The following is a 26,733-nucleotide window of genomic DNA, read 5'->3' on the forward strand; positions in this document are numbered from 1 at the left end:
GTTATAAAATTTGGTTGAGTTTGCTTTAAATATTATAAAGCACAAAAGCATCCATAAAGGATAAGGTTAAAATTCTTGTTAAAACTTTAACCTTAGCCTTCAAAGATGCCAAAATATATAGGAGAAAATCTCCTATATACCAAAGAGTTAAATAAAATTATTTAACTTCTACTTTTGCTCCAGCTGCTTCTAATTGAGCTTTAATTGCTTCAGCATCAGCTTTAGAGATTCCTTCTTTAATTGTTGAAGGAGTTTGCTCAGCAGCATCTTTAGCCTCTTTTAATCCAAGACCAGTGATTGCTCTGATTTCTTTAATAACATTGATTTTTTTATCTCCTGAATCAACGATAATTACATCAAACTCAGTTTTTTCTTCAGCAGCTTCAACAGCAGCAACTGCACCACCAGCAACAGCTACAGGTTGAGCTGATACTCCAAATTTTTCTTCAAATTCTTTTACTAATTCTGATAATTCTAATACAGATAAACCAGAAATAAATTCTAAAACGTCTTCTTTAGAAATTGCCATTTTCTATCCTTTTTTTATTTATTAATATATTTTTAGCTTAAAATTAAGCAGCCTCTTCTTCTTTTTTTCTTCTAAGAGCATCAAGACCAATAGTAAAGTTTCTAACAGGTCCCATCCATACAGATGCAAGCATTCCAAGAAGTTCTTCTCTTGATGGTAATTTAGCAAATGCATTAACTCTAGCAACATCTGCAATTTGACCTTCAATAATCCCTGATTTAATAGAGAATTTATCTTTTGTAGAAGTTGCAAATTTATCAGCTACTTTACAAGCCGAAATTTGATCTTCTGACCATAAATAGATATTAGTTCCACTTAAATCAATATCTCCTAAATCTGCAGCCTTAACTGCTTTAGTAACTAAAGTGTTTTTAATAACTTGAACTTTAGTATTATTAGCTTTTGCTTCTCTTCTTAAAGTTTCTAACTCTTTATGAGTAAGACCTTTATAGTCACAAACAACTACAGCCAAAGAGTTTTTAAATTCAACAGATAAAAAGTTTATAATTTCTGATTTTTCTTGTCTAGTCATTATTCTTTCCTCCTTTCAAAACATCATCCTAGGCGGGACTTACAAGAGAGTAGGAAAATACTTCTCTTACCAGCTGTCTTCAGTTTTATTTCAGTGCTTTGAACACTCAAAAATATTGAACAATTTCAACACTTTTGAATGTAAAGAAAAAAATTAGATAAGGAGAACCTTATCTAATTTCTATTAATTCCATATTATCTAAAATAATAGATGGACTCATTGTTAAGCTAATTGCTGCATTAGTAATATATCTTCCTTTTGCAGTTGAAGGTTTAGCTTTATTGATTGCACCAATAAATGCTTCAGCATTCTCTTTAATAGCTTGAGCTGAGAAAGAAACTTTACCAATAGCTGCTTGCATATTTCCTTTTTTATCAACTCTATATGTTACTTGACCACCTTTAGCATCATTAACTGCTTTTGTAACATCCATAGTAACTGTTCCAGTTTTTGGATTTGGCATTAAACCTTTTGGCCCAAGAATTCTTCCTACTTTTCCTACAATTCCCATACAATCTGGAGTTGCAATTAAAACATCAAAATTAATTTTTCCAGCTTGAATATCTTCAGCTAAATCATCATTTCCAACAATATCAGCACCTGCAACTTTTGCTTCATCCATTTTTACACCTTTTGCAAAAACAGCAACTCTAACAGTTTTTCCTGTACCATTTGGAAGAACAACAGCTCCTCTAATCATTTGGTCTGCATGTCTTGGATCTACATTTAAGTTAAGAGCAATTTCAACACTCTCATCAAATTTAGCAGATTTTAACTCTCTTACTTGTTCACAAGCTTCAGCTAAAGAGTATTTTCTATCTTCAACTTTTGCACTTAACGCTTTATATCTTTTTGAAACTTTTGCCATATTTTTCTCCGCAATTTTTAATTTTTTTTGCTACCACTTCTTTTAAAGGTTAGTGGTTATACCTCATACAGAATTATAACTCTGTATCTATTCCTATTGATCTAGCACTTCCAGCTACAATTTTAGCTGCAATTTCTCTATCAGTTGTATTTAAATCTTTGATTTTCATATCAACGATTTCCATAATTTGATCTTTTGTAAGTTTTCCAACTTTTTGTTTAAGTGGATTATTACTTCCTTTTTTAACTCCAGAAACTTTCTTAATTAATTCTGTCATTGGAGGTTGTTTTACTTCAAAAGTAAAGCTTTTATCTGTATAAATTGTAAGAACAACTGGTAATCTATATCCAGCTTTATCTTTTGTTTTTTCGTTAAATGCTTTACAAAATTCCATAATATTAACACCTCTTTGTCCAAGTGCTGGACCTACTGGTGGTGATGGATTTGCTGCTCCTGCTGGAATTTGCAGTTTTAAATATCCTTGAACTTTCTTAGCCATGATGCTATCCTTTAAAAAATTTTAATGATTTTAATGATTAGACATTAGGCAAAAAAACTATATAGAAGCTAGTTTCTTTGCCTAATGCCTAAATTAAAATTTTAAACTATTCTCTCTACTTGAGTATAAGAGATTTCAACTGGTGTATTTCTTCCAAAAATAGAAACATTTAATTTTAATACTCCAGAAACCAAATCAAAGTCTTCTACAATCCCATTAAAGTTTGCAAAAGGACCTTCATTAATTCTTACCATTTCACCTTCATCAAAAGAGATTTTTGGTTTAGCTGCTGCCTTATTTTTTGCTTTTTCTAAAATAAGGTTAATATCTTTATCACTTAAAGCAGTTGGTTTTTTTGATTCACCAATAAATCTTCCAACTTTTGGCATTGATTGAATTCTATGCCATAAAGCAGTATCTAAATCTATATTTGCAAAAGCATAAGCAGGATATAAAGGTCTTTCTATAATAACCTTTTTACCTTTTTTTATCTCTATCAAATCTTCAGTTGGAACTAAAACTTCAGCAATTCTATCATCAGCCATCTCATCAGCAAGTTTTAACAATGCTCTTTTAACAGTAAGTTCGCTTCCTGAATATGTCTGTATTGCATACCATTTATGTGCCATTTATTTTCCTTAATTAATAATCGAAGATAAGCTAATTGACATAATTCCATCAATTAAAGCTAAATATAAAGCTATTACTGTAACAACAATAAAAACTGAAATATAAGCAGTTCTAATTTGCTCTTTTATTGGAAAAATCACTTTTGACAACTCTGATTTTACACTATTAAAATAATTCTCTACTTTACTCACAGTTTCTCCATTTATCTACACTTTGTAGTTTATAAATTCTTTTAAAAAAAGATAGAAACTTCTTTTAAAAAAATTTAGTGGCAGGCCAGGAGGGACTCGAACCCCCATCACTCGGATTTGGAATCCGATGCTCTACCATTGGAGCTACTGACCTTTAAAAAACTTGAGAGAAAACTCTCAAGTTTATATTGTTAAGATTTTAATTTCACTTCTTTATGAGTAGTGTGTTTTTTTAATCTTGGACAATATTTTCTAACTTCAAACTTTTCAGTATGAGTTTTTGGATTTTTCCAAGTAGTGTAGTTAATATCTCCACTCTCTTGGCATTTTAATCCTATTTTGATTCTTACTGCATTCGCCATAATAATCCTTATTTAATGATTTCTGAAACAACTCCAGCACCAACAGTTCTTCCACCTTCTCTGATTGCGAACTTAGTTCCTTTTTCAAGAGCAATTGGAGCAACTAAAGTAACAGTCATCTCAACATTATCACCTGGCATAACCATTTCAGTACCTTCATTTAATACACAAGATCCTGTAACGTCTGTTGTTCTAACATAGAATTGTGGTCTATATCCGCTAAAGAATGGAGTATGTCTTCCACCTTCTTCTTTTGAAAGAATATAAACTTCACATTTAAATTCTGTATGAGGTTTAATTGTACCTGGCTTACAAAGAACTTGTCCTCTTTCAACCTCTTCTTTTTTAACACCTCTTAAAAGGATACCGCAGTTATCTCCAGCTTGTCCTTGATCCATCTCTTTTCTAAACATTTCAACACCAGTAACAGTTGTTTTTCTAGTGTCTCCAAATCCAACGATTTCGATCTCTTCACCAACTTTAATAGTTCCAAGTTCAATTCTTCCAGTAACAACTGTTCCTCTTCCTGAAATAGAGAAAACATCTTCAACTGGCATTAAGAATGCTTTATCAGTATCTCTTTCTGGAGTTGGGATATATTCATCAACTGCAGCCATTAAAGCAACAATTTTCTCAGCCCATGGTCCAACTGTACCAGCTTTTGCTTCTTCTAATGCTCTAAATGCAGAACCTGCAACGATTGGAGTATCATCACCTGGGAAATCATAAGTAGATAATAATTCTCTAATTTCCATTTCAACTAATTCTAACATTTCGTCTTTATCAGCTGGGTCTAATTGATCTTCTTTATTTAAGAATACAACGATATATGGAACACCAACTTGTTTAGAAAGAAGGATATGCTCTCTAGTTTGAGCCATTGGTCCATCTGTTGAAGCGATAACTAAGATAGCTCCATCCATTTGAGCAGCACCAGTAATCATATTTTTAACATAATCGGCATGACCTGGACAATCTACGTGTGCATAGTGTCTTTTATCTGTTTCATACTCAATGTGAGAAGTAGCAATAGTAATTCCTCTTTCTCTCTCTTCTGGAGCATTATCGATTTGATCGTAATCTTTCATCTCTCCACCATATTTTAAAGCTAATACAGCTGAAATTGCAGCAGTTGTAGTAGTTTTACCGTGGTCAACGTGACCAATTGTACCGATATTTACGTGTGGCTTATTTCTTGAAAACTTTTCTTTTGCCATAGGATTATTCCCCTTCTAAAATTTATTTTGCTTATTTTGCCCTCTGAGTAGATAAGCCTACATTGGCTTCTCTATTCAGAGGGGATTTGCTTTCGCAAATGTGATGAGTATTATATTACTTAAATACTAAAAATTAAATTAATTGAGAGATATAAAATATAAAGAGTTATAAAAATAATTGCGTTATAACTCAGCTCCCAGTAATCAATAAAAATGGAGCGGGAGACGAGACTCGAACTCGCGACAGTCTGCTTGGAAGGCAGAAGCTCTAGCCAACTGAGCTACTCCCGCAACATTGCGTGGTGGTGAGAGAAGGATTTGAACCTTCGAAGCCGTAGGCGGCGGATTTACAGTCCGCAGGATTTGACCACTCTCCAACCTCACCGTTGTTAAATTATTGTTCTGGTCAAGCGCTGTTCTTAAAACTTACGCAAGACAAAAATGGAGCTGGTGAAGGGAGTCGAACCCCCGACCTGCTGATTACAAATCAGCTGCTCTAGCCAACTGAGCTACACCAGCACCATAAAAATCAAAATGGTGGCTCGAGACAGAATCGAACTGTCGACACAAGGATTTTCAATCCTTTGCTCTACCGACTGAGCTATCGAGCCTTCCAAATTGGAGTGCAATTATACAAAGTAGATTATTAAACTTTGCTTAATAATCCTACAAATTTCTTAAATTCATCTCCTCTATGCGAATAAGATTTAAATTGATCCAAAGAAGCAGCAGCTGGAGATAAAATTCCTATACTATTTTCTTTTAAGTTTTTATCAATATTTTTAACAGCAAGTTCTAAAAATTCACACTCTATAACTTTTATCTTATACTTATTACAATAGTTCACAACTCTTTTCATATTTGAACCAATAGCATAAACTGTTATATCCAAATCTTTTATATCTTCAAAAAGTGGTTCAAGACCTGCCCCTTTATCATCTCCACCTAATATAATATGTATATTTTTATTTTTATATGGAATGAGTGCATTTATTGTAGCATCATAGTTTGTAGCTTTACTATCATCAATCCATAATCTATTTTTAAAATCTATAAACTCTTCAACTTTATGCTTATCAATTTTATATGAGTTAATTAAATCATAATCTATATCATCAAAAATTATCTTTCTTACTACTATTGCCATAATAGCATCAAGTAAAAAAGGCTCATTAAACTCTATTTTACTTTTATCTATATCAAAATATAAGCACAAATCATCACTTGAATTATAATATATAGTATGGGTATCTGTTTTAAAATCTTTAAATTCATTTGGAATTATTGCAATATCATTTTCATTCATTAGCTCTAATGGCTTTAATTTTGCATTTTTATACTCTTCAAAACTTCCATGCCAAGTTATATGGTCTTCAGTAATTGGTAAAAGAATATAAATATTTGGCTTTGCCTCTTTTGTATAGTGAAGTGTGAAAGATGAAGTTTCTAATATCCATATTTTCTTATTTTTATCGAGTCCACTTAGAGGAACTCCAATGTTTCCACCATAAACTGAATCAAATCTTTCTAATAAATGCTGACACATTTGAGTAGTTGTAGTTTTACCATTTGTTCCACTTATCCAGATATTAAATGGCATATCATCATAGAACAAATCATAATCACTAGAGATATTTTTTGAATTTAAAACCAATTTGTTGTGTGGTGGAATTCCAGGACTTACAATAGTTAAAGCTTCTGAATTCTTATCAAAAGTTTCAAAATCACTATCATCATAAAGTTCAGCACTTGGAAATCTTTTTTTTAGTGCAAGTGCTGTTTTTCCTTTTCCCAAAATTCGTAAATTTTCTATATTTTTCATATTTATCTCAACTTTAAACTTAAAAGGGCAACAAGATTTGCCATAAAAGAGATTATCCAAAATCTCACAATAATTTTATTCTCTTTCCAACCTTTTTGTTCAAAATGGTGATGAATAGGGGCCATTAAGAAAACTCTTTTTTGCCTTAATTTATATGAACCTACTTGAAGCATTACAGAAACTGTTTCTAAAACAAAAATAAATCCAACAGCCAAAAGAAGAAGTTCTGATTTTGCAACAATTGCCATATATCCCATAAATGCTCCAAGTGGTAGAGATCCACTGTCTCCCATAAAAACCTCAGCAGGATAAGCATTAAACCATAAAAATCCAATTAATGCTCCAATAATAGCAGCACCCATTACAGCTAACTCTCCAGCAATAGCTATATTTGGAAGCAATAAATAGTTTGCAAAACCAATATGCCCAACAACATAAACCAAAATAGATAGTGTTGTAAATGCTAAAATAGAAGGAACAGTTGCAAGTCCATCAAGTCCATCTGTAAGATTTACAGCATTTGATGAGCCAACTACAACAAACATCCAAAAAACTATAGAAAATACTCCCATTTCGAAAATAGGATATTTATAAAATGGTAAATATAAATCACTTGTATGACCAAAATAAAATAGAATTGAAACAACTATTCCTGCACTTAAAAATTGGAAAAGCAACTTCATTCTAGCACTTAAACCTGCACTATTTTTTGCTTTACTAATTTTTTTATAATCGTCTTGAATTCCAATTAATGAAAAAAGTGCCAAAGTTATAAGACCACCAACAACATAAAAATTATTTAATTTTGCTGTTAAAATTGTAGCAATTATAGTAGAAAATATAAAAACTATTCCACCCATAGTAGGAGTTCCTGCCTTTACTTTATGAGCTTCTGGAGCTAATTCATAAATTGGCTGAGAAGCTTTTTTTGCTCTTGCCCATCTTATAAACTTTGGCATTAAATACATAGTTAAAACAAAAGCTAAAAAAAAGCTAATTCCTGCACGAACTGAAATATATTGAAAAATGTTGATTTCTAAATGTCTGTAGAGCCAATAAAACAAAATTAAACCTTGGATTTGATATAATAATCGCGATTATAATATATTAAATATTTCAAAAGGTTTAAATAAAATGAGTAATAAAACATTATTAATTATAACTGACGGTATTGGACATAATAGTTCAAACAACTTTAATGCTTTTTGCAATGCAAAAAAGCCAACTTATGACTATCTTTTTTCAAATGTACCTTATAGCTTAATTCATACATATGGGGAGTATGTTGGATTACCAGAAAATCAAATGGGAAATAGTGAAGTAGGACATATGACTATTGGAAGTGGAAGAGTTTTATATCAAGATTTAGTAAAAATTCATTTAGCAATAAAAAATGACACTTTAAAAGATAATGAAATTGTAAAATCTACAATAAATAGTTCAAAAAATATTCATTTAATAGGTCTTGTAAGTGATGGTGGAGTTCACTCGCATATTGACCATATAATTGCACTTGCAAAAATTTCGCAAAATTTTGGAAAAAAAGTTTGGCTTCATTTAATAACTGATGGAAGAGATGTAGCACCAGATTGTGCAAGAATTTATATAAATCAAATTTTAGATATTTGTAATGATGATATAAAAATTGCAACTATTGGTGGAAGATATTATGGAATGGATAGAGATAATAGATGGGATAGAGTAGAACTTGCATATAACTCTATGGCAAATGCAAATCCAAAAACTTCACAAAATATTTTAGAATTTATTGATAATTCTTATAAAAATGAGATTTTTGATGAATTTATTCTTCCTACTGCTTTTGAAGGTTTTGAGGGAATTAAGGAAAATGACGGAGTAATTTTTTGCAACTTTAGAAGTGATAGAGCAAGAGAGCTTTCTAGTGTATTTGCTAAAGATGATTTTAAAGAATTTACTACAAAAAAATTAAATCTAAATTTAGCATCTATGACTCAATATGATAAAAATGTAAAAATACCAGTAATTTTTCCAAAAGATAATCCTACAAATACTTTAGCACAAGTTATTTCAAATGCAGGATTAACTCAACTTCATACAGCTGAAACAGAAAAATATGCCCATGTAACTTTTTTCTTTAATGGTGGAGTTGAAGAGCCATTTTTAAATGAAACTAGAGTTTTAGTTCCATCTCCAAATGTTGCAACTTACGATATGCAACCACAAATGTCAGCTCCAGAAGTTGGAAATGCTGTAAGAGTTGCTATGCAAAACAAAACTGATTTTATAGTTGTAAACTTTGCAAATGGTGATATGGTAGGACATACAGGAGTTTATGAAGCTGCAATAAAAGCTGTTGAAGCTGTTGATTATGAACTAGGATTAATCCTTGAAGAGGCAAAAAAATCTAACTACAATATAGTTTTAACATCAGATCATGGAAATTGTGAAATGATGAAAGATGAAGCTGGAAATACTCTAACAAATCATACAGTTGGAGATGTTTATTGCTTTGTTCTTGCACAAAATGTAACAAAGGTAAAAGAGGGAAGCTTGAATAATATTGCACCAACTGTTTTAAAACTAATGGGCTTAAATATTCCAGAAGAGATGGATGAACCACTAATTTGATAGATATAAAAAAATTAAAAATTTCTTCAAAGGAGCAAACTATTGTAAATATAGATTTTACAATATCTAGTTCAACTGCACTAATTGGAGAGAGTGGAAGTGGAAAATCATTAACATTAAAAGCAATTTTAAATCTACTTCCAAACTCTTTAAAAGTAGAAAAAGATATATTTAGTGATTTTGAATTAGGCTTTAATACAATTGGTTTTATTCCACAAAATCCTTTTACTTCTCTTTCATCTATGACAAAAATAAAAAATCAAATATTTTGTAGTGATGAAAAAAAAAGGGAGACTTTTAAGCTTTTAGATCTTCCTTTAGAAATTTTAGAAAAATATCCATCACAAATTAGTGGTGGACAAACTCAAAGAGTTGTAATTGCAATTGCTCTTAGTCGTGATATTAAACTTCTTTTGCTGGATGAACCTACAACAGCACTTGATTTTGAAAATAAAATGAACATAATAAATATAGTAAAAAATTTAAAAGATAAATTAGATATTAATATACTTTTTGTAACTCACGATATAGAATCTATTAGAGATATTTGTGAAGATATAGTGATTATTAAAAATGGTAGAGTAGTTGAATTTGGCAAAACAAGTGATATTTTAAATAATCCAAAAGATGAATATACAAAAAAACTTTTAGATTCAAGTTTTAAAAATAAAAAATTTAGGAATTAAAAATGATGAAATTCTTCATAAAGCTATTTTTTATACTTTCAATAATAGTTGGTGCAGTTGTTGCTGTTTTTTTATATGATTTATATGACGAAATAAAAGACGATATAAATAGTGTTGTAAACTACCAACCAAAGCAAAGTACTCAATTTTTTGATAAAAATGGAAAACTTCTTGCAAATACTTTTAAAGATGAAAATAGAGAGTATGTAAAATATGATGATATTCCAGCAAGAGTAATTGAAGGGCTAATTGCTATTGAAGATACACAATTTTTTGAACACTTTGGAATAAATCCAGATGCAATAAGTCGTGCTATTATTAAAAATATACAATCTGGTGGATATAGTGAAGGGGCAAGTACCTTAACTCAACAGTTGATAAAAGTATTAGTTTTAAGTAGAGAAAAAAAACTTATGAGAAAGGTAAAAGAAGCACTTCTTGCTATTAGACTTGAAACTATTCTTACAAAAGAGGAGATTTTAGAAAGATATTTAAATCATGTATATTTTGGGCATGGATATTATGGAATAAAAACCGCTGCAAAAGGTTATTTTAAAAAAGAGCTATATGAACTTAGCTTAAAAGAGATAGCTATTTTAGTTGGACTTCCAAGAGCTCCTAGTTTTTATGATCCCACAAAAAATTTAGAAGTTTCTTTGGCAAGAGCAAATCAAGTTATTACTAGACTTGATACTTTAGGTTGGATTAGTAAAGAGCAATATGAAAAATCTATAAATGAAAAACCAGTAATTTTCAACCAAACTTTAACTCAAAATGTTGCTCCTTATGCTGTTGATTATGCTATAAATCAATTATCAAATGACTTCCCAGATATTTTATCTGGTGGATACAAAGTATATTTAACAATAGATTTAGAAGCTCAAACAATAGCAAATGAGGCCATTAGAAAATCTTATGAAGAGTCTAAAAAAAGAGACTTTGATATTAGACAAAATAGTAAAAACCAAACAGATGATAAATTTACAAAAGAGTTAAATGCAGCTATGATAACTCTTGAAAATAGTACTGGAAAAATCTTAGCTCTTATTGGTGGAGTTGATTATCAAATTTCAGTATTTAATAGAGCTTTCCAATCAATTAGACAAGCAGGAAGTGCAATAAAGCCATTTTTATATCAAATTGCTTTAGATGAAGGATACAATCCAGCTAGTCAGCTTTTTGATATTGGAAGAACATATACTTATAGAGAAAATGGTGTTCAAAAAGTTTGGCAACCTAAAAACTCTGGAGGAAACTTTCAAGGAATTGTAAGCTTTAGAGACTCATTAATACACTCAAGAAACCTTTCAACTCTAAATTTAGTTACAGATATTGGAATAGGAAAAGTTGCTAGTGAATTAAAAAGATATGGATTTAAAAATGTAAATCAAGATTTATCACTTGCTTTAGGATCTATGAATCTATCATTAATTGAATTTTCACAAGCTTATACAGTATTATCAAACAATGGAACTATGGTAAAACCATATATTGTTGAACAAATTATTGATAAAGATGGAAATGCTACAACTTTTGAAAGTGAGAAAATAGAGGTTACAACTCCTGAACAAACTTATCTTACAACATCTATTTTAAAAGATGTTATTGCAAAAGGTACAGGAAAAAGAGCAGCTGTTACTGGAATTGAACTTGCTGGTAAAACTGGAACTACAAATGATAATATTGATGCTTGGTTCTGTGGATATTCCCCATCTATTCAAACTATAGTTTGGTTTGGAAATGACGATAATACTCCTATGAGACGAGCCGAAATGGGTGGAACAATAGCAGCACCAGTTTTTGGATATTTTTATAAAAAGTATCTTGAAATTCATCCTGAAATTCAAAGAACATTTACAAAACCAGATGAAGTTTATAGTGGAATATTTAATGGAAAAAGTGAATTTTATACAGATAAATCTCCTCTGCCTGATATTGATTCACAAATTACAATAGAACAATCTATTTCAGACCCAGATGCAATGGAGTTTTAAAATATTTTTTTTGAAAACTAGACTTCAGTCAAGTATTAAAGAAAAGTATGTAGGCTTGACAAGGGCATTGACCCTTGTTTCGTTTACATATTTATATTTGTAAAAAGTGTGATGTTATTTTTCTTCTAAAATTTCTATAGATATAATTTCATCTTTTTGTCTAATTCTATCAAGAACTTCAAAACTCTCTTCATCAGAAGGGTTTATTTCTCCAAATACTGTATGATTTCCGTCTAAATGAGGACAAGGTACAAAACAGATAAAGAATTGACTTCCACCTGTATTTCTTCCAGCATGAGCCATAGATAAACTACCTCTATTATGAACTTGTTTTGGTGCATCTACTTCACATTTTATAGCCCAATCTGGACCTCCTGCTCCAGTTCCATCTGGACAACCACCTTGTGCCATAAATCCAGCTATAACTCTATGAAAATTTAATCCGTTATAGAAACCTTCATTTGCTAATGTTGCAAAATTTGCAACTGTATTTGGAGTCTCTTGATTAAATAATTCAACCCAAATAACACCTTTAGATGTAGTGAATTTTGCAAATTTAAATTTTGCTAACTCTTCATTTGAATATTCATAAGTTTTTAAATCTTTTTTAAATCTAAACATTTTTTTCCTTTTTTAATTTTATTGAATTATACCTTCTTTTGGGAAAAGGTAATTTAATTTTACTAAGTTTTGAACAATCTCTTTAAATACTGGAACTGCTGATTGTGAGGCATAGTAGTAGTACCAGTATGTACCTGTAGAGTTTGGATTAAAAACAGTTACCCCTATTGTATAAGAGTTTCCTTTGTCATCATTTACAAATCCTACAAACGATGAAATATATTTTTTAAGATATTTTCCACCTCTTGCTATTTGTGCTGTTCCAGTTTTCCCACCAATCTCAAGCCCAGGTATTCTAGCACTTCTTCCTGTTCCTTCATCAACAGTTTTAACTAGCATTCTTTTCATTTCAAGTGCTGTTTCTTTTGAAATTACTTGTTCTGGCTTATCATCAAATGGTTTATATTGACTTCCTTCATAAGTGATATGATCAACAATTCTTGGAGTTACCATAGCTCCATTATTATTAAAAACAGAATAAGATTTTATAAGTTGAATAAAAGTTGAAGTCATACCTTGCCCATAAGAAACAGTTGCTTTAAAAATATTATCTCTTTTATCTTTATCATTTGCAGAGAATTGCCAAATCTTAGGCATTAAACCCTTTTTCTCATAAGGCAAATCAATTCCTGTTTTTTTACCAAAACCAAATTTCTTCATACCTTCAAAAAATTCTGGTCCTGTTAATCTTTGTGCAATTTGTAATGTTCCAATATTTGATGAGAATATTACTATATCATCCAAAGATAGATAACTTTTTGTAAATCGGTGGTCATCTTTTATAGTAAATCTTCCTATAGGATAAGCACCTTTCCCTCCGCCACTATTATAGGCAGCAAACATCTCATTTTTTTTGATTCTTCCTTTATCCATAGCTAATGAGATAGATATTGGTTTAACTACAGAACCTGGTTCAAATTGGTATTCAACAGCATTTACATTTAAGTTTGGAATGTCATTTTGTTTTATAGATTCAGGATTAAATCTATTTGATGATGCCATTGTTAAAATTTTACCTGTTTTATTTTCCATAATAGCAACTATAATTTCATCTGCACTTAATTTCTTTTTATGATTATCTAATGTTGTTTCATTGTTTTTTTGAAGTTTTAAAGGTATATTTAAATTTAGAGTTGCTCCATCAACTCTTTGAGTCATTTCAGAGTTTTTGTCAAAATTTACATAATTTATAACATCTCTTTGTCCTTTTAGAATACCATCTTTTACATTGTTTAAGTAGGTATTATAAAATTTTTCTAAGCCCTTTACTCCATTTACTTTTGTTTTTCCATTTTCTGATTCAAATTTTGATATATAACCAATTACAGGGGTTAGAGTATTTCCATAAGCAAAGCCTCTTTTTTCTCCACTTTCGCTTATAGTTAATCTTTTTACTAATTTAGAACCATTTACCATTCTAGCCGTAAAAACTCCCAATTGCCCTAATTTAAAATCTAGCTCTTTTAGATTTTTTGCTGATCTTGAATTTATGCTATATGATAAAACTAAATTTCCAGGAGTCTTTTCTCCTTCATCTAATTTTGCTTTTAAAGTTCTATAATCTACACCACTATAAATTGAAAAAAGATTTAAAAATAGTTCCTTTTTTTCAGGGCTTATATGTCTAGTATCAATTTCAGCACGATATAGTTTTTTTGATGTTGAAATTTTAAAATTATCTTCACTTATAATATCTCCTCTTACTGAAAGCTCTTTTCTCTCAGTTTTCAAAGTTATATTATGTTTTTTGTCGTTTACTGTTCTGAAAATTGAAGTTAAAAGAAGAAGTACAAAAAGAAAAATAAAAGTAAAAAGAATTATAATTTTTTTAGTATTATCAATTTCGAAGATTTTATTTGATGACATATTTATCCATAATATTATATAATAAGATATGAATTTTAGCGAAAACAATATTAAACAAAACAATAATAGTCCAATATTAGCACAAGCTGATTACTCACTGTTTATTTTAGTGTCAATTTTAGTAATTATGAGTACAATATTTTCATATTCATTAACTGTATATACAGTTGAATTTTTTGGTTATGATAAATATCACTTCTTCTTAAGACAATTTGCTGTAGGAGTTGTATCTATTTTTATTATGTGGTATTTATCAAAACAAGACCCTGCAAAGATTTTGGGAAAAATTGGGATGTTCTGTTTTGTCTTCTTTTTTGCCCTTATGGTTGCAATGCCAGTGCTTCCAGGTTTTTTAGTAACAGAATCAGGTGGAGCAAACAGATGGATTAGGCTTCCTGGATTTTCCTTATCTCCAGTAGAATTTTTTAAAATAGGATTTGTATATTTTATCTCTTGGTCTTTTAATAGAAAAGTTCTTAATCAACCAAAAAAAGGTTTAATTGGTGATACTATCTTACTTGCACCATACTTTTTGTTTTTTATGGTTGTTGTTTTTATCATTGCCTTTTTACAAAAAGATTTGGGTCAAGTTGTACTTTTGGGTGCTATTTTGGTTGTTTTAATTATCTTTGCAAATAGGTCTTTTAAAATCTTTTTAGCATTAGGTGGTTTAGCTGTAATTGGAGTTATTGGATTAATTATTGCAGCTCCTCATAGGATTAAGAGAATTCACTCTTGGTGGTCAATGGTTCAAGATGGAATATTGTCCGTTTTACCATCATCATTTGAATCTTATTTAAGAATTGATGATTTACCAGAGCCATATCAAGTTTCATATTCTCTAAAAGCTATAAATAATGGTGGTATTTTTGGTCAAGGAATAGGTTTAGGAGATGTTAAACTAGGTTTCTTATCTGAAGTTCACACAGACTTTGTTTTAGCAGGAATTACTGAAGAGTTAGGACTTTTAGGATTAGCTTTTATTTCATTTATTATTTTAATGATAATTTGGAGAATATTTAAAATAAGTAGAAGAGTTGAAAACAAAATATATCATCTCTTTTCTGTTAGTGTTGCTTTAATGATAATAGTTGCATTTATTATAAACTCTTATGGAATTTCAGGAATGATACCTATTAAAGGGATAGCTGTTCCATTTTTATCTTATGGAGGTTCTTCAATGTTGGCTATGTCTATATCTATAGGTTTAGTTTTATCTATTAGTAGGACAATCAGAAGCGATTTTAAGGCTTATAATGGCTAATATTGTAGTAATAACAGGTGGTGGAACAGGTGGGCATCTAAAAATTGCAGATGTATTTATTGATGAGTTTAAAGCAAAAGGTTTTGAAGTAATCTATATTGGAAGTACAAGTGGACAAGATAAATCTTGGTTTGAAAACGACAATAGATTAAAAGAGGCTATATTTTTAGAAACAAGTGGAGTTGTAAATAAAAGTGGATTTAGTAAAGTTTTCTCACTTTTAAATATATTTAAAAAAGCACTTTTTTGTCTTAAAATTTTAAGACAAAATAGAGTTAATATTGTTGTAAGTGTTGGTGGATTTTCAGCTGCAAGTGCATCATTTGCTGCAATATTAAAAAGAGATTGTAAATTTTTTATTCACGAACAAAACTCAAAAATGGGTTCACTAAATCTAAAAACTATGAAGTATGCAACAAAAGTTTACTCATCTTTTCACGATTTTTCATCTATAAAGGATTATCCAGTAAAAAATGAGTTTTTCCAAAAAGCAAGAGTAAGAACCAAGCTTAAAACTATTGGTTTTTTTGGTGGATCTCAAGGAGCAAAAGCTATAAATGATTTTGCTTTAAAAGTAGCACCTTTTTTAAATGAAAGAGGAATAAAAATAGTTCATCAAGCTGGAAGAAGTGATTTAAATAGAGTGCATGAAGAGTATGAAAAACTAGGAATAAAAGCTGATATTTTTGATTTCACAAAAGATTTTGTAGAAAAAATGAATGAGTGTGATTTTTCTGTAAGCCGTGCAGGTGCTTCAACACTATTTGAAATTTGTGCTTCCAATCTTCCAACATTTTTTATACCATATAAATATGCAGCAAGTAACCACCAATACTTTAATGCAAAAGCTTTGAGTGAGCAAAATTTATGCTTTTTGCAAAATGAAGATGAGCTAAGTATTGATTACTTTTTAGAGTGCTTAGATTGTGATTTAGAAGATATTAGCACAAGATTAAAAACTAGCATAAATCCAAATGGAGCTAAAAAAATAGTAGAAGATATTTTAAATAGTTGAACTATTTCTTAAACTTCAAAGTTAAATCTTTATACTCTTTTAGAGTATTTTCTAAATTTGCAAGAAAAATCTCAGGTGCATATATAAGTAGGTCATTTATAGCATGAAATCTATCTTTTGGAATCTCTATTTTTGCCTTTGATTCAGGGCAAACTTTTTCTTTTATTAACTCTTTTTCTTCATTTGATATATCTTTTAGAATATGTTTTAAATAATTTTTTCTAGCCCTGCTGCTATCATCAAAAAGCACTTGTTCAGGTACATTTAATGCTTCTGCTATATATGGGATTAGTTCTATTTTTATGCTAACTCTACCACTTAAATAAGCATATATAGACTTTTCAGATGGTATTTCTAAAGTGCTATTTAGTTTTGGTTCTAAATTTCTTAATTTTTCTACAAAATCTTTTTTAGAAATCTTTTTTTCTTGTAATAATAGATTTATCTTCTCAAAAACTTCCATATTTTCCCTTTTTTGTAGAATTCTATCTACCAAAATTCTATGAAAATTGGATTATTCTATATATAAGATACATTAAAGCAAGAATATTCTAATATTTCAAGAATTAAAAACTAGATAAATAAGAATTGTTATCAGTTAGAATAAATTATTAGGGGTTATTTTGAATAAAAGAATTAAATATTATTTTTATGCTTCAGTTGTTAGTTTATTGGTACTAACAATTTACTTATATTTTGTATTCACATTATGGGGGGGGGAAATTAGATGAAGGAAAATCATATTTTAACTGAAGATGAAATAGATTTAAAAGAGCTATTTCAAATAATTTGGAACAAAAAGATTTTTATAGCTATTCTTACTTTGATAGTTACAGTTTTAGCAGCTTTCTATGTATATAGTAAAACACCAATTTATGAAGTTAAATCTTTCGTTGAGTTAGGATATATAAATAAAGAAAAACTTGAAGATATTGATTCACTAGAGCAAAAACTAAAAGTAGTTTTTGAAATTGAAGATAGACGATTTGAAGAAGATACTTTTGAAAAAGGAATTGTAACTTCTATAAAACAGATAAAAGGTGTTAAAAACTTTTTAGAAATAAAAAGTGAAGCATTTTCAAATGAAGCAGCTTTAGCTAAAAATCAAGAAGTTTTAAAATTTATTCAAGATTTAAGTATTGAAAAAATAAAAGAGTATGAAATTGTACTTGAAAACTCTATTTTAGATACTCAAAGAGAGATAGATTATATAAATAATATAGAGATAAAAAATCTAAAATCACAAATTGAGATTTTAAAAGAGCAAGAGTTAAAGAATATTGATAAACAAATAGAGATATTAAAAAGCCAAGAGTTAAAAAACATTGACAAAAAAATAAATATTTTAAATTCTCAAAATATTGAAAATATAAATAGAGAGATAAAATTAATAAGAACTCAAGAAATCCCAGCACTAAAAACTCATATCAAATTTTTAGAAACATCAAAAATAAAATCACTTGAAGATAAAAAAATCTACTATTCAAAAAGCCTTGATACATATATGAAAGAGTTAAATAAATTAAATGAAAATATAAAAAATTCAGATAATTCAAGCTCTATGATAGCTTCTGTTCAAATGTTAAATTATCAAAATCTAATAACAAATGCACAAAACCAAATAAAAGATATTGAACATCAAATAGAAGTTATAGAAAATGAAACCATTCCAAAATTAAAATATGATTTAGAAAATATAGAGACAATTAAGATAAAAGATTTAGAGAATAAAAAAGCAAATATTGCAACTGTTGATGTAAAAAACTTGGAAAATGAAAAAATAAATATTTTAAATGTTGAGATAAAAAATCTTGAAAACAAAAAATTAAATGTTTCAAATGAAACTATAAGAAAACTAGAAGATAAGATAAATATTGAACTTCAAACAAGAATCTCACAACTAAATGAGAAAATAGATACTCAAAAATTCAAAAAGAGTGAACAAAACTTAACAAACTCAAAACTTGTTGGAGAATATATTGTAAATGATTTTCCAGTTAAACCAAAAAAATCTTTAACAATCGCAGTTGCTTTTGTAACAGGATTTATACTTTCAATATTTATAGTGTTTATTTTAAACTTTTTTAAAAAAAGAGAAAGAGTAGAAACATAGTGTATTTTAATACACTATGTAATAAAAATTAAATCTATATCAAAACCAAGAGTTATTGGAGTAATTCCTGCTAGATATGCATCTACAAGATTACCTGCAAAACCACTAGCAGATATTTGTGGACTTCCTATGATTGTACATACTATGAAAAGAGCTATGATGTGTGAAGATTTAGATGATGTGATTGTAGCAACAGATGATAAAAGAATATTTGATGTGGTTGAAAAATATGGTGGAAAAGCAATGATGACTGATGAGAATCATATTGATGGTATATTTAGAATGCAAGAAGTTTCAACAAAAGGAGAAGGAGATATTTATATCTCAATTAATGGAGATGAACCACTATTGGATTTTAAAGATATTACAAAATCTTTAAATGGATTAATTGAAAATGATGAAGTTTTATATACATCAAGAAGTGATATTTCCTCAGATGCAAGAGTTGAAAAACAAGCTATGTGGAAAGGTTATTATCTAGTTAGTTTCTCAAAAAGAATTTTGGATAAATTTGTTTATGAAATGGAAAGTTCAGAATTAAATGAAAGAAAAAGCCTTAACGAGAATAAACTTTTAGAATATGGATATAAAATAAAAGCTATAAGAACAGATACAAATGCTTTAAGTGTTGATACTAAAGAGGATTTGGAAATTGTAAGAGAGATGATGAAAAATGATAAATTATTTGAAAGTTATAAGGACTGTAAAATTTTATACAAATAGTGTTGAATATATCGTAATTAAAAGTTAAGTAAATTATAGAGTTGATTGAAGCCATAGTAAATGTGGTGTGGGTGAGAAGAATTGAACTTCTCTGTGTGTCGTTATTGGAAAAAATCAGCCATAAGAATACTATTGAAGTAGTTATTCAATGTGGATTGGAAACCATTCCCCCACACAACACACCACATTGAAACTCTAATAATATCATGATTACTCCCTGTATTTTAATAGTTATAGAAATTGATATATCAATTTTTATACTTAGACAAATTGTAAAACTAAAAAAATAGCCACTTCAGTAAAACTATAAACCAAAATTATTTTTGGATATAAAATGGATGAAGAACTAAAAAAGAGACTATAAATATTATAAATAATTGTAATTATAATAGAAAAATAGTAGTTTATGAAATGATTAAGAAAAATGGGAAATTAGAAAAAAACGTTATAATAAAACCAAATATTTTAGAACTTTTTAAAAGTAACTCACTTTTTGCTAATCTATAAAAATTTTAAGGATTATATTTAACTTATAAACTAAATATTAAGATAAATTTAGAATAAAACATATATAATTAGCTTTATTTAATTTATAAGCTAAATAAGAATGCTTTATTTAAGGTATAAAATGGAACTAACAACCGTAAGAATAGGAAAAATCATCAAAAAACGAAGACTAGAGCTAAAGCTAGAGTTAAAAGATTTACAAGATTTTTCAGGCATAAACTATGTCTCAATTTCAGATATAGAAAATGCAAAATCAAACCCAACTATAAAAACTCTTGAAAAGCTTTTAGATGCACTTGGTATGCAAATAAATATTGAAGTAGTAAGTAAATAATGCAAAGAGCAAAAGTTTTTAGAAACAATATTCTTGCAGGAACTCTATCCAAACTAAATGAAAAAGAGTATATTTTTGCTTATGATAAAGAGTATTTGAAATTAGCAAATAAAAAACCAATTAGTTTAACTTTACCTCTTCAAGAAGAAGAGTTTAAATCACCCTATTTATTTCCTTTTTTTTATAACTTACTAGCAGAAGGAAAATTAAAAGATATTCAAATAAAAGAGTTAAGAATTGATAAAGATGATGATTTTTCAAGACTAATACTTACAACAAAAGAGAATACAATAGGTTCAATAACAATTGAGAAAGATGAGATATAAATATGGAAACTAATACTTGCTTAGGTTGTTTAGCAACAAATAAAAAACTAAAAAATAGCTATTGTCAAAAATGTATAAAAGAACTTTTTGATAGCATTGTACCGAACCCTTTAAATTTTGATAGGCTTGAGTTTAGTCAAAAAAGAGCTGAATTATCTTCTCGAATGTCAATCTCAGGAGTTCAAGATAAAATCTCTTTAAGATTTGAAAACAAAGATTTAATCCCAACTGCAACAAATGGAAAATATATTTTAAAACCAATCTCTAGCGATGTACATATAAAAAATGAAAAAGATGTTGTTGCAAATGAGCATTTGTCTATGCAAATATCAAAACAGATTTTTAAAATCCAAACTGCAATTTGTGGCTTAATAGAGTTTAGCGATGGCGAACTTGCATATATTACTAAAAGATTTGATTATGATGAGAGTTCAAATCTAAAATATGACCAAGAAGATTTTGCAGGAATTATGGAAATATCTCCATCATCTCATGGAGAAAACTATAAATATGATGCTTGTTCTTATGTGGATTGTGCAAAAATGATAAAAAAATATGTAGCTTCGAGTGTAGTTTCAATAGAAGATTTTTTTAAAAGAGTTCTTTTAAATTATCTTATTTGTAATGGCGATGCCCATTTAAAGAACTTCTCTTTATATAGCAAAGCAAACTCTAGCGAATATTTTTTAACTCCAAATTATGATTTGCTAAATACTAGATTCCATATAAACGAGAAATATGGAGATATGGCATTAGTGTTATTAGATGAGTATAGTTCAACTTATCTAAAATATGGATACTATACTTATGAAGATTTTAAAATATTTGCTAAACAAATTGATTTAAAAGAGGTTCGATTTAATAAAATTATGAAATTTATAGAAGATAGTTTTCCAAAAGTTGAAGAGCTGATTGATAAATCATTTTTAAGTGAAAATGCAAAAGAGTTTTATAAATCATCTTATAAGACTAGATTGAAAAGATTAGGTATAAAATAAAAAGAGATTTGATTTTATATCAAAACCAAAATCAAAATCCCAAATAAAATTCTATAAACCCCAAAAGCTACAAAAGTAAACTTCTCTAAGAACTTCAAAAATAGTTTGATTACCACTAAAGCAACTACAAAAGATGTTACAAATCCAACTGCTAAAGTTAGTAAATTTCCATCTTGTAAGATTGCTTCATGGTGTTTGTACAAATCATAAAAAGTTGTGGCACACATAACAGGAACTGCTAGAAGAAACGAAAACTCAGCACTTGCTTTTCTATTTAAGCCTACAAGCATAGCTCCTATAATACTTGCACCTGCCCTGCTTCCTCCTGGAATTAGTGCTAAAACTTGTGCAAGACCTATATAGAGTGCTTGTTTGAAACTAACTTTTTCAACATCATCTATTAAAGTTTTTTTATCATCATAAAAATATTTTTCAACAATCAAAAATATAATTCCACCAATAATAAATGCCCAAGCCACAATCTCCACACTAAAGTTCGCTTTTATCTGCTTTGCAAACAAAAACCCAACAGCTCCAATAGGAATAAAAGCAAGAGCAATTTTTAGCCAAAGATTGATTTTTTTAAATGTAAATTTACTAGGATATACAAAGACAAGTGCCATAATTGCTGCAAACTGGATGATTATCTCGAAAGCCTTATTTACATTGTTTTGTTCAAGTCCTAAAAGTTCACTTAAAACTATTAAGTGTCCAGTTGAAGAAACAGGGATAAACTCTGTAATTCCCTCAATAATTCCTAGCCAAATGGCATCAAATATATTCATAAAATTCCTTTTTCTTTAGTTAGTTTTAAAAATAGTTTTAAAGCTCTTTTTTCTTTGTATCCAATATCATAATCGATTCTTTTTAAATAGTTTAAAATATCACTTTTTGCAATTCCACTTCTTTTTGAGTAGATTTCTAGGATATATTGTGGGATTTTTATTTTTCTTTTATTAAAGTTTTTTGTAAGATTTTTTAGTCTTGTTTCGTGTTTGTTGTAGCATAAAAGCCCAAAAACAAAAGGAAGATTATATTTTTCTTGCCAAGCTTTAGCTAAATCTATCATTTTTTCTTTTTGCTCTTTTCCTTCATTTTTTAAATAATATTTTAGTGCTTTATCCCCAATAATTACTTCACCATCAAGATTTAAAACTTTTGCTAAAGCATTTGAAGCTTTTGATTGAAAATCATCTTTTGGTTTTTTCTCTGGTAGCACAAAAACAGAATCCACATAATCTCTTGCAATAATTCCAAAATCCAAAAACTTTTCACCTCTTGAACCAATTGATGAAATAAATGCACTATGAACTTGTCTTTTTTTGAAACTGTTTGTGATTTTTGCAGGGTATGATTTTTTGTACTCAATAATCGCTTTTTGTTGATTAGATTTTATATTTTTTTTAATATATATATGAAATGGTAATAAATTTATAAAATCTATTTTTGAAAATATCATAAAGTTTTTTGCCTTTAATGCTTTTAAAATAAAGTGGATATAATAGTATAAAAATATTTTAAAGAGGTTTAAAAATGGTTAAAGTTGAATTCCTAGGACCAATAAATAAAGATGATATAAATGTAGATGTAAAAACAATTGAAGAGTTAAGTAATATTTTAAAACAGGATGTTAGTTTAGTTTCTTGGCTTGAATCTTGTGCTGTTGCTGTAAATGATACACTAATAAATGATAAAAATTTTGAATTAAAAAGTGGTGATAGAGTAAGCCTTTTACCACCTGTTTGTGGAGGTTGAAATATGTTTAATTATAGCGATGATTTACAGCTTCATAGTGGAAGTTTAGAGATAGAAAAAATCCACAATGCTTGGTATGATAAATACAAAGATTTAAATTATGGTGCGTTTATTACTTTTGTTGGAATTATTAGAGATGAAGATAATATAGACGGGCTTTCTTTTGATGTTTATGAACCAATACTTAAAAAATGGTTTTCATCTTGGCAAGAAAAAGCCAAAAAAAAAGGTGCAATAGTTTTTATGGCTCATAGTTTTGGCGATGTTGTAAATCATACAAGTTCATATATAGCAGGAGTTAGTAGTCCCAAAAGAAGAGTTGCTTTAGAGTTGATGGATGAATATGTAGAAGATTTTAAGAAAAATGCACCAATTTGGAAATATGATATGAGAAATGGAAATAGAATTTATGCAAAAGATAGAAGCCAAAAAATAGATGGAGCAGGGGTTTTAGTATGAACCAATTAGAGAATAAAAAAACAAGAGTAGATCTGCACAATCACACAATTTTATGTAATCATGCAGAGGGTAGTGCTGAAGAGTATGTAAAAAGAGCGATAGAACTAGGAGTTGATGAATACGGCTTTGCTTGTCATGCACCTATGAATTATGACCCAAAATATAGAATGAAACTTAAAGAAAGAAGCATTTATGAAAAGTGGGTAAATGAAGCAAAAGAGAAATATAAAGACCAAATAAAAGTTCTTTTAGGATATGAAGTTGATTATCTAAAAGGCTATATGCTTGATGAGATTTTAAATGCAAAAGTTGATTATTTAATAGGTTCAGTTCACTTTTTACAAAATCAAAATGATATGTGGGGATTTGATAATCCAGAGTTTATTGGAGTTTATGAAAGCAAAAATATTGATGCTATTTGGCAAGAGTATTTTGATGCAATTGAAGCTATGGCAAAAACAAACTACTTTAATATAGTTGGGCATCTTGATTTAATAAAAGTATTTAAATTTTTACCAAAAAAAGATGTAAGATTAATAGCAAAAAATGCACTAAAAGAGATAAAAAAAGCAAATATGGTACTAGAGATAAACCCAGCAGGTTTGCGAAAACCAATAGGTGAGTGCTATCCATCAAAACCACTTTTAGAAGAGGCTTTTTCTTTGGGAATTAATATAACTTTTGGTTCAGATGCACATAAAGTTGAGCATGTTGGTTTTGGGTATGAAGAAGCTATTGCTTTAGTAAAAAGTGTTGGTTATACTAAGTGTGCAACTTTTGATAAAAAAGATATGAATTTAATTGAATTTTAGATAAAATCTTAGCTTTAGAAAATTGGAGTAAATTATGGGAAAATTTGTAAATAGTATAGAAGAATTTTTTGTTTTTTGTAGTGAAAATGAAGTTAAATTTGTAGATTTTAGATTTACAGATTTTAAAGGTATGTGGCATCATGTTACATATAATTATAAGGCAATAAACAACGATTTATTAGCAAATGGTATGCCTTTTGATGGTTCATCAATTGATGCTTGGCAACCTATTCATAAATCAGATATGGTTTTAAAACCAGATGTTGAAACTGCATTTTTAGACCCATTTACAGCAGATAGTACAATTATTGTAATTTGTGATGTTTACGATATTTATGAAAAAGCAATGTATGAGAAATGCCCTAGATCTATTGCTAAAAAAGCAGTAAAATATTTGGCAGATGCTAATGTGGGAGATGTTGCATATTTTGGACCTGAAAATGAATTTTTTGTTTTTGAAGATGTAAAAATAAAAGACACTGTAAATGAATCTTTCTATAGAGTTGATAGTGAAGATGGTGAATGGAACGATTCAAAAGATTATGAAGGTGGAAATATTGGTCATAGAGCTAGACTTAAAGGTGGATACTTCCCTGTTGCACCAATAGATAATGGAGTTGATTTAAGAGCTGAAATGATGCAAGTTTTAGAGCAAGTTGGACTAGAAGTTGTATTAGGTCACCACGAAGTTGCTCAAGGACAACACGAAATTGGAATTGTTTTTGGAGATTTAATTGAAGCTAGCGATAATGTTCAAAAACTAAAATATGTTGTAAAAATGGTTGCTCATTTAAATGGAAAATCTGCAACTTTTATGCCAAAACCACTTTATGGAGATAATGGAAGTGGAATGCATGTTCACCAAAGTATTTGGAAAGATGGAAAAAATCTTTTCTATAAACAAGGTGAATATGGAAACTTAAGTGATGTAGCAAGATGGTATATTGGTGGTATTTTTAAACATGCAAGAGCATTAGCTGCATTTACTAATCCATCAACAAACTCTTATAAAAGATTAATTCCAGGGTTTGAAGCACCATCAATTTTGACTTATTCATCACAAAATAGAAGTGCATCTTGTAGAATTCCTTATGGTGCAGGAGAAAAATCAACAAGAGTTGAAATGAGATTCCCTGATTCAACTGCTTGTCCATATTTAGCATTTTCAGCAATGTTAATGGCTGGTCTTGATGGAATAAAAAACAAATATGAACCGATTGGACCTATGGATGATGATTTATATGAACTGACTTTAGATGAGATTAGAGAGCGAGATATTCCTCAAATGCCTCATACTTTAAGAGGTTCTTTAGAAGCTTTAATAAGAGATAATGAGTTTCTAAAACCAGTATTTACTAAGAAAATGATAGATACTTATCAACACTATAAATTCTCAACACAAGTTTGGCCTTATGAAGCTAGACCTACACCTTTTGAATTTAAAACTATGTATTCTTGCTAATAAATAGTTTCTATATATTCTTCTCTTAATTGAAAGCAAGGGCTTAATCTCTTGCTTCTTTTTAATTCACTATTTTCTGAACAGAGACTTCAGTCCCTGCCAAATATACTCTACACCTATCAAAGAATAAATTCATTATTCCAAAAATATAGAACAACTAAAATAAATATTAATATGTAAATGTATAAATACTAATAAATCCGTTGTGAATAATAAAGAAATATAAATACTCATAAATTAAGTGTTAAAAAAATATGCCTAAATAGAATAAATAAGAAAGAGTAACTAAGCCTAAAAATAATGAAATAGATTAAATATTGTAAATATAATAAATAGTAAAAATAAACTTGAATAAAATAGAATAAATAAAAAAAGCCTTCCTAAACCTAGAAAAGACTAGACTGAGGAAGGCTTTGTAAAAACTCAAAGCTGGCAGTGACCTACGTTTCCACAGGGGGACCCTGCAGTATTATCGGCGATGAAGTGCTTGACTACCAGGTTCGGAATGGGGCTGGGTATTTCCACTTCTCTTTGACCA

29 protein-coding genes, 5 tRNA genes and 1 rRNA gene are annotated in these 26,733 nt (G+C 29.0%); 14 read left to right on the plus strand and 21 right to left on the minus strand.

Annotated features, from left to right (window positions below; translation table 11 throughout):
* Nucleotides 1–157 precede the first annotated feature (157 nt).
* The 15 genes from rplL to mraY all read right to left on the minus strand — a co-directional run bounded on the left by rplL (nt 158) and on the right by mraY (nt 7,714).
* Complete coding sequence (rplL, locus tag IQC44_RS04740) at nt 158–529, minus strand: 50S ribosomal protein L7/L12 (protein ID WP_066159173.1); 372 nt, start codon at nt 527–529, stop codon at nt 158–160.
* A gap of 43 nt (nt 530–572) precedes the next feature.
* Nucleotides 573–1,061 (minus strand): 50S ribosomal protein L10, encoded by a 489-nt coding sequence (rplJ, locus tag IQC44_RS04745; RefSeq protein WP_198305209.1) that lies wholly within the window; start codon nt 1,059–1,061, stop codon nt 573–575.
* 169 nt (nt 1,062–1,230) lie between these two features.
* Entirely contained in the window at nt 1,231–1,929 is a 699-nt protein-coding gene (gene rplA, locus IQC44_RS04750) for a 50S ribosomal protein L1 (RefSeq protein ID WP_198305210.1), read from the minus strand.
* 73 nt (nt 1,930–2,002) lie between these two features.
* Complete coding sequence (gene rplK / locus IQC44_RS04755) at nt 2,003–2,428, minus strand: 50S ribosomal protein L11 (protein WP_198305211.1); 426 nt, start codon at nt 2,426–2,428, stop codon at nt 2,003–2,005.
* 101 nt (nt 2,429–2,529) lie between these two features.
* A complete protein-coding gene (nusG, locus tag IQC44_RS04760; protein ID WP_198305212.1) occupies nt 2,530–3,057 on the minus strand; it encodes a transcription termination/antitermination protein NusG in 528 nt (175 codons plus the stop codon).
* Between the two features lie 9 nt (nt 3,058–3,066).
* Nucleotides 3,067–3,249 (minus strand): preprotein translocase subunit SecE, encoded by a 183-nt coding sequence (gene secE / locus IQC44_RS04765; protein ID WP_198305213.1) that lies wholly within the window; start codon nt 3,247–3,249, stop codon nt 3,067–3,069.
* Between the two features lie 78 nt (nt 3,250–3,327).
* Nucleotides 3,328–3,403: transfer RNA gene (locus tag IQC44_RS04770), tRNA-Trp, on the minus strand.
* Nucleotides 3,404–3,440: 37 nt separating this feature from the next.
* Nucleotides 3,441–3,611 (minus strand): 50S ribosomal protein L33, encoded by a 171-nt coding sequence (gene rpmG / locus IQC44_RS04775; protein ID WP_024775591.1) that lies wholly within the window; start codon nt 3,609–3,611, stop codon nt 3,441–3,443.
* Nucleotides 3,612–3,619: 8 nt separating this feature from the next.
* Complete coding sequence (gene tuf / locus IQC44_RS04780; protein ID WP_198305214.1) at nt 3,620–4,828, minus strand: elongation factor Tu; 1,209 nt, start codon at nt 4,826–4,828, stop codon at nt 3,620–3,622.
* Nucleotides 4,829–5,042: 214 nt separating this feature from the next.
* Nucleotides 5,043–5,119, minus strand: a tRNA-Gly gene (locus tag IQC44_RS04785).
* A gap of 9 nt (nt 5,120–5,128) precedes the next feature.
* Nucleotides 5,129–5,213: transfer RNA gene (locus IQC44_RS04790), tRNA-Tyr, on the minus strand.
* Between the two features lie 57 nt (nt 5,214–5,270).
* Nucleotides 5,271–5,347: transfer RNA gene (locus tag IQC44_RS04795), tRNA-Thr, on the minus strand.
* Between the two features lie 16 nt (nt 5,348–5,363).
* Nucleotides 5,364–5,439 (minus strand) — tRNA-Phe (locus tag IQC44_RS04800).
* A gap of 35 nt (nt 5,440–5,474) precedes the next feature.
* Complete coding sequence (gene murD / locus IQC44_RS04805) at nt 5,475–6,650, minus strand: UDP-N-acetylmuramoyl-L-alanine--D-glutamate ligase (RefSeq protein ID WP_198305215.1); 1,176 nt, start codon at nt 6,648–6,650, stop codon at nt 5,475–5,477.
* Nucleotides 6,651–6,652: 2 nt separating this feature from the next.
* On the minus strand, nt 6,653–7,714 hold the full coding sequence (mraY, locus tag IQC44_RS04810; RefSeq protein WP_198305216.1) for a phospho-N-acetylmuramoyl-pentapeptide-transferase: 1,062 nt from the start codon (nt 7,712–7,714) through the stop codon (nt 6,653–6,655).
* Nucleotides 7,715–7,784: 70 nt separating this feature from the next.
* Here mraY and gpmI point away from each other — a divergent pair, with 70 nt between their 5' ends.
* The 3 genes from gpmI to IQC44_RS04825 are packed head-to-tail and all read left to right on the plus strand — an operon-like array spanning nt 7,785 to nt 11,940.
* Nucleotides 7,785–9,260, plus strand: a complete 1,476-nt coding sequence (gpmI, locus tag IQC44_RS04815) for a 2,3-bisphosphoglycerate-independent phosphoglycerate mutase (protein ID WP_198305217.1) — start codon at nt 7,785–7,787, stop codon at nt 9,258–9,260.
* Nucleotides 9,257–9,946: an ATP-binding cassette domain-containing protein gene (locus IQC44_RS04820; protein ID WP_198305218.1), complete on the plus strand. Its 690-nt coding sequence runs from the start codon at nt 9,257–9,259 to the stop codon at nt 9,944–9,946. The genes gpmI and IQC44_RS04820 overlap by 4 nt, the downstream gene beginning before the upstream one ends.
* Before the next feature lie 5 nt (nt 9,947–9,951).
* Nucleotides 9,952–11,940 (plus strand): transglycosylase domain-containing protein, encoded by a 1,989-nt coding sequence (locus tag IQC44_RS04825; RefSeq protein ID WP_198305234.1) that lies wholly within the window; start codon nt 9,952–9,954, stop codon nt 11,938–11,940.
* A gap of 114 nt (nt 11,941–12,054) precedes the next feature.
* On the opposite strand, the gene IQC44_RS04830 is transcribed toward IQC44_RS04825, so the two are convergent.
* Nucleotides 12,055–12,561: a peptidylprolyl isomerase gene (locus IQC44_RS04830; protein ID WP_198305219.1), complete on the minus strand. Its 507-nt coding sequence runs from the start codon at nt 12,559–12,561 to the stop codon at nt 12,055–12,057.
* An 18-nt stretch (nt 12,562–12,579) separates the two neighbouring features.
* On the minus strand, nt 12,580–14,427 hold the full coding sequence (locus IQC44_RS04835) for a peptidoglycan D,D-transpeptidase FtsI family protein (RefSeq protein WP_198305220.1): 1,848 nt from the start codon (nt 14,425–14,427) through the stop codon (nt 12,580–12,582).
* A gap of 28 nt (nt 14,428–14,455) precedes the next feature.
* On the opposite strand from IQC44_RS04835, the gene IQC44_RS04840 reads away from it, so the two are divergent.
* The gene (locus IQC44_RS04840) at nt 14,456–15,691 is read left to right on the plus strand and encodes an FtsW/RodA/SpoVE family cell cycle protein (RefSeq protein ID WP_198305221.1); all 1,236 of its coding nucleotides are present in this window, start codon (nt 14,456–14,458) and stop codon (nt 15,689–15,691) included.
* Nucleotides 15,684–16,706, plus strand: coding sequence for a glycosyltransferase (locus IQC44_RS04845; RefSeq protein ID WP_198305222.1), 1,023 nt, complete (start codon nt 15,684–15,686; stop codon nt 16,704–16,706). The genes IQC44_RS04840 and IQC44_RS04845 overlap by 8 nt, the downstream gene beginning before the upstream one ends.
* 1 nt (nt 16,707) lies before the next feature.
* On the opposite strand, the gene IQC44_RS04850 is transcribed toward IQC44_RS04845, so the two are convergent.
* On the minus strand, nt 16,708–17,169 hold the full coding sequence (locus IQC44_RS04850; protein WP_198305223.1) for a hypothetical protein: 462 nt from the start codon (nt 17,167–17,169) through the stop codon (nt 16,708–16,710).
* Between the two features lie 264 nt (nt 17,170–17,433).
* On the opposite strand from IQC44_RS04850, the gene IQC44_RS04855 reads away from it, so the two are divergent.
* The 5 genes from IQC44_RS04855 (at nt 17,434) to IQC44_RS04875 (ending at nt 21,707) form a co-directional block, all read left to right on the plus strand.
* Nucleotides 17,434–18,819 carry a Wzz/FepE/Etk N-terminal domain-containing protein gene (locus IQC44_RS04855; protein ID WP_198305224.1) on the plus strand — a complete coding sequence of 462 codons (1,386 nt, stop codon included), beginning with the start codon at nt 17,434–17,436 and terminating at the stop codon, nt 18,817–18,819.
* A gap of 63 nt (nt 18,820–18,882) precedes the next feature.
* The gene (locus IQC44_RS04860; protein WP_257120166.1) at nt 18,883–19,542 is read left to right on the plus strand and encodes a cytidylyltransferase domain-containing protein; all 660 of its coding nucleotides are present in this window, start codon (nt 18,883–18,885) and stop codon (nt 19,540–19,542) included.
* Nucleotides 19,543–20,170: 628 nt separating this feature from the next.
* Nucleotides 20,171–20,383 carry a helix-turn-helix domain-containing protein gene (locus IQC44_RS04865; RefSeq protein ID WP_198305225.1) on the plus strand — a complete coding sequence of 71 codons (213 nt, stop codon included), beginning with the start codon at nt 20,171–20,173 and terminating at the stop codon, nt 20,381–20,383.
* Nucleotides 20,383–20,709 carry a HipA N-terminal domain-containing protein gene (locus tag IQC44_RS04870; protein ID WP_198305226.1) on the plus strand — a complete coding sequence of 109 codons (327 nt, stop codon included), beginning with the start codon at nt 20,383–20,385 and terminating at the stop codon, nt 20,707–20,709. Before IQC44_RS04865 ends, IQC44_RS04870 begins: the two co-directional genes overlap by 1 nt.
* 2 nt (nt 20,710–20,711) lie before the next feature.
* Nucleotides 20,712–21,707 carry a type II toxin-antitoxin system HipA family toxin gene (locus tag IQC44_RS04875; protein ID WP_198305227.1) on the plus strand — a complete coding sequence of 332 codons (996 nt, stop codon included), beginning with the start codon at nt 20,712–20,714 and terminating at the stop codon, nt 21,705–21,707.
* A 14-nt stretch (nt 21,708–21,721) separates the two neighbouring features.
* Here the strand turns inward: IQC44_RS04875 and IQC44_RS04880 are convergent, their stop codons facing one another.
* Both IQC44_RS04880 and IQC44_RS04885 read right to left on the minus strand, forming a co-directional pair.
* Nucleotides 21,722–22,492, minus strand: a complete 771-nt coding sequence (locus tag IQC44_RS04880) for an undecaprenyl-diphosphate phosphatase (protein WP_198305228.1) — start codon at nt 22,490–22,492, stop codon at nt 21,722–21,724.
* On the minus strand, nt 22,489–23,166 hold the full coding sequence (locus IQC44_RS04885) for an MqnA/MqnD/SBP family protein (protein WP_198305229.1): 678 nt from the start codon (nt 23,164–23,166) through the stop codon (nt 22,489–22,491). The genes IQC44_RS04880 and IQC44_RS04885 overlap by 4 nt, the downstream gene beginning before the upstream one ends.
* Before the next feature lie 74 nt (nt 23,167–23,240).
* On the opposite strand from IQC44_RS04885, the gene IQC44_RS04890 reads away from it, so the two are divergent.
* Genes IQC44_RS04890 through glnA form a run of 4 tightly spaced genes read left to right on the plus strand, consistent with a single transcriptional unit; the run spans nt 23,241 to nt 26,195 of the window.
* The gene (locus tag IQC44_RS04890; protein WP_198305230.1) at nt 23,241–23,462 is read left to right on the plus strand and encodes a MoaD/ThiS family protein; all 222 of its coding nucleotides are present in this window, start codon (nt 23,241–23,243) and stop codon (nt 23,460–23,462) included.
* 3 nt (nt 23,463–23,465) lie between these two features.
* Complete coding sequence (locus tag IQC44_RS04895; protein WP_198305231.1) at nt 23,466–23,921, plus strand: molybdopterin synthase catalytic subunit; 456 nt, start codon at nt 23,466–23,468, stop codon at nt 23,919–23,921.
* The gene (hisJ, locus tag IQC44_RS04900) at nt 23,918–24,733 is read left to right on the plus strand and encodes a histidinol-phosphatase HisJ (protein WP_198305232.1); all 816 of its coding nucleotides are present in this window, start codon (nt 23,918–23,920) and stop codon (nt 24,731–24,733) included. The genes IQC44_RS04895 and hisJ overlap by 4 nt, the downstream gene beginning before the upstream one ends.
* A gap of 34 nt (nt 24,734–24,767) precedes the next feature.
* Nucleotides 24,768–26,195: a type I glutamate--ammonia ligase gene (gene glnA, locus IQC44_RS04905; RefSeq protein WP_198305233.1), complete on the plus strand. Its 1,428-nt coding sequence runs from the start codon at nt 24,768–24,770 to the stop codon at nt 26,193–26,195.
* A 427-nt stretch (nt 26,196–26,622) separates the two neighbouring features.
* On the opposite strand, the gene rrf is transcribed toward glnA, so the two are convergent.
* Nucleotides 26,623–26,733, minus strand: a 5S ribosomal RNA gene (gene rrf, locus IQC44_RS04910); the annotation flags it as partial.

It is taken from the genome of Arcobacter vandammei (assembly GCF_016106035.1).
Taxonomy (GTDB): domain Bacteria; phylum Campylobacterota; class Campylobacteria; order Campylobacterales; family Arcobacteraceae; genus Aliarcobacter; species Aliarcobacter vandammei.

Coding starts and splice junctions, on each gene's coding strand:
- rplA (WP_198305210.1), bottom strand. CDS start 1,929: ATGGCAAAAGTTTCAAAAAGATATAAAGCGTTAAGTGCAAAAGTTGAA.
- IQC44_RS04840 (WP_198305221.1), top strand. CDS start 14,456: ATGAATTTTAGCGAAAACAATATTAAACAAAACAATAATAGTCCAATA.
- IQC44_RS04870 (WP_198305226.1), top strand. CDS start 20,383: ATGCAAAGAGCAAAAGTTTTTAGAAACAATATTCTTGCAGGAACTCTA.
- rplK (WP_198305211.1), bottom strand. CDS start 2,428: ATGGCTAAGAAAGTTCAAGGATATTTAAAACTGCAAATTCCAGCAGGA.
- nusG (WP_198305212.1), bottom strand. CDS start 3,057: ATGGCACATAAATGGTATGCAATACAGACATATTCAGGAAGCGAACTT.
- hisJ (WP_198305232.1), top strand. CDS start 23,918: ATGAACCAATTAGAGAATAAAAAAACAAGAGTAGATCTGCACAATCAC.
- tuf (WP_198305214.1), bottom strand. CDS start 4,828: ATGGCAAAAGAAAAGTTTTCAAGAAATAAGCCACACGTAAATATCGGT.
- IQC44_RS04835 (WP_198305220.1), bottom strand. CDS start 14,427: ATGTCATCAAATAAAATCTTCGAAATTGATAATACTAAAAAAATTATA.
- murD (WP_198305215.1), bottom strand. CDS start 6,650: ATGAAAAATATAGAAAATTTACGAATTTTGGGAAAAGGAAAAACAGCA.
- IQC44_RS04880 (WP_198305228.1), bottom strand. CDS start 22,492: ATGAATATATTTGATGCCATTTGGCTAGGAATTATTGAGGGAATTACA.
- rplL (WP_066159173.1), bottom strand. CDS start 529: ATGGCAATTTCTAAAGAAGACGTTTTAGAATTTATTTCTGGTTTATCT.
- IQC44_RS04885 (WP_198305229.1), bottom strand. CDS start 23,166: ATGATATTTTCAAAAATAGATTTTATAAATTTATTACCATTTCATATA.
- IQC44_RS04850 (WP_198305223.1), bottom strand. CDS start 17,169: ATGGAAGTTTTTGAGAAGATAAATCTATTATTACAAGAAAAAAAGATT.
- gpmI (WP_198305217.1), top strand. CDS start 7,785: ATGAGTAATAAAACATTATTAATTATAACTGACGGTATTGGACATAAT.
- IQC44_RS04830 (WP_198305219.1), bottom strand. CDS start 12,561: ATGTTTAGATTTAAAAAAGATTTAAAAACTTATGAATATTCAAATGAA.
- IQC44_RS04855 (WP_198305224.1), top strand. CDS start 17,434: ATGAAGGAAAATCATATTTTAACTGAAGATGAAATAGATTTAAAAGAG.
- IQC44_RS04865 (WP_198305225.1), top strand. CDS start 20,171: ATGGAACTAACAACCGTAAGAATAGGAAAAATCATCAAAAAACGAAGA.
- IQC44_RS04875 (WP_198305227.1), top strand. CDS start 20,712: ATGGAAACTAATACTTGCTTAGGTTGTTTAGCAACAAATAAAAAACTA.
- IQC44_RS04890 (WP_198305230.1), top strand. CDS start 23,241: ATGGTTAAAGTTGAATTCCTAGGACCAATAAATAAAGATGATATAAAT.
- rpmG (WP_024775591.1), bottom strand. CDS start 3,611: ATGGCGAATGCAGTAAGAATCAAAATAGGATTAAAATGCCAAGAGAGT.
- IQC44_RS04845 (WP_198305222.1), top strand. CDS start 15,684: ATGGCTAATATTGTAGTAATAACAGGTGGTGGAACAGGTGGGCATCTA.
- rplJ (WP_198305209.1), bottom strand. CDS start 1,061: ATGACTAGACAAGAAAAATCAGAAATTATAAACTTTTTATCTGTTGAA.
- glnA (WP_198305233.1), top strand. CDS start 24,768: ATGGGAAAATTTGTAAATAGTATAGAAGAATTTTTTGTTTTTTGTAGT.
- IQC44_RS04825 (WP_198305234.1), top strand. CDS start 9,952: ATGAAATTCTTCATAAAGCTATTTTTTATACTTTCAATAATAGTTGGT.
- IQC44_RS04895 (WP_198305231.1), top strand. CDS start 23,466: ATGTTTAATTATAGCGATGATTTACAGCTTCATAGTGGAAGTTTAGAG.